1 protein-coding gene is annotated in these 1431 nt (G+C 65.2%); it reads right to left on the bottom strand.

The window, feature by feature from the left end:
* Positions 1 to 65: 65 nt before the first annotated feature.
* Positions 66 to 1283: an IS256 family transposase gene (locus KJQ96_RS38445; RefSeq protein ID WP_213291152.1), complete on the bottom strand. Its 1218-nt coding sequence runs from the start codon at positions 1281 to 1283 to the stop codon at positions 66 to 68.
* Positions 1284 to 1431 lie beyond the last annotated feature (148 nt).

Genomic DNA, 1431 nt, shown 5'->3' with positions numbered 1-1431 from the left:
GGTGCCGTCCGGGAAGTGGTGGGAATTTGGCGTGGCGCATTCTCCGGGAACATGAAGGTATCGTTTCAGGCGGCGAGGTCAATCGGCTGATTGCCAGGCTTTGCGGCGAGCGTCTGCCATCCATCGACCTTGCGCATATTGATCTGTCCGGAGGCGAGCAGCGCCCAGAACAGCATGGCTGCGGTGTCTGCTGACGGCAGCACGGTTTGCGTCTTGATCCTTCGCTTGAACTCTTCGTGCAGCCGTTCGATTGCATTGGTGGTGCGCACGCTGCGCCATTGGCTCGGCGGCAAACGCGTGAAGGTGAACAAGCGTTCTCCTGCCTCCTCCAGGCTGTCGGCGACGGCGCGATGCTTGAGCCTCCATTTGTGGATGAAGGCTTTGCGGCGCGCCTCGATCTCCTCAGGCGTCGTCGCGTAGATCATGTCGTTGTAATCCGCAGTGATCTCGTCATGCAGCCGCTCGGGGGCATGTGCGAACAGGTTCCTGTGCTTGTGGACCGTGCAGCGCTGGACCGGCACGCCGTCCCAGACGGAGGCGATGGCCTTGTCGAGCCCCGGCGCGCCATCGACGATGAGGAATTCCGGACGCCGCAGCCCGCGATTGATGAGGTCAGCGAGGACAGTGCGCCAGGCCTCGGCGCTCTCGCCGCCCATGCTCTTGATCGCGAGCAGCACCTTCTGGCCGTCCTCGCGCACGCCGAGAACGACCAGCAGCGAGATGGAGGTCGCCTTGCGGTCGAGCCGCACGCGCACCACGGTGCCGTCGAGGATCAGGCGCACGATCGGCTCCCCGGTCAGCGAGCGGGTGTGCCAGGCGTCCCAGTCGCTCTTCACCTTGCGCCAGGTCCGGCTCACCGTGTCCTTGCCGACCGTCCCGCCGAACAAGGCCGCGAGCGCACGGCGCACCCGCCGCGTGTTGGTGCCGGCGAGATACGTGCTCGCGATCAGCGCGTCGGCGGCGAGTGTGCGGCGCTGATAGGCCCGCAGCGTCTGGCTCTTCCATTCGGTCGTCTTGCCATCGGCAGTGGTCAGACGGGCGCGCGGCACCGCGATCTCGATCGGTCCGAACGTGCCGGTCAGCGATCGCGTCCGGCTGCCGTGGCGGTGGCCCGCAACGCTCGCTCTTCCTTCCCTGCCGGACATCTGGCTGCGCCCGTACCGTGGCCGTGAAAGCGCCGCCTCGAGCTCCCCGCGGAGCAGTTCTTCGATGAACTCACGCGATCGCGCTCGCACTTCGGCCTCAAGCGGATCAAACCAGTTGTCGAAAAGATCGCCGGCCATATCGGCCGCAGACTGCAAAGAATCAGGCTTCGTGGTAATGCTCGTCATGGCGTGGTCTCCAGTCCGACGCTTCAACGCCGGATGATTCGAGGTTGATCACCCCGGAGACTACGCCACACTCAATTCCTACCAACCCCGCGACGGCACC

The organism is Bradyrhizobium sp. sGM-13, assembly GCF_018398875.1.
GTDB lineage: Bacteria > Pseudomonadota > Alphaproteobacteria > Rhizobiales > Xanthobacteraceae > Bradyrhizobium.
The sequence above is the reverse complement of the archived record's forward strand: the minus strand, read 5'-3'. Positions and strand labels throughout refer to the sequence as shown.

Coding starts and splice junctions, on each gene's coding strand:
- KJQ96_RS38445 (WP_213291152.1), bottom strand. CDS start 1,283: ATGGCCGGCGATCTTTTCGACAACTGGTTTGATCCGCTTGAGGCCGAA.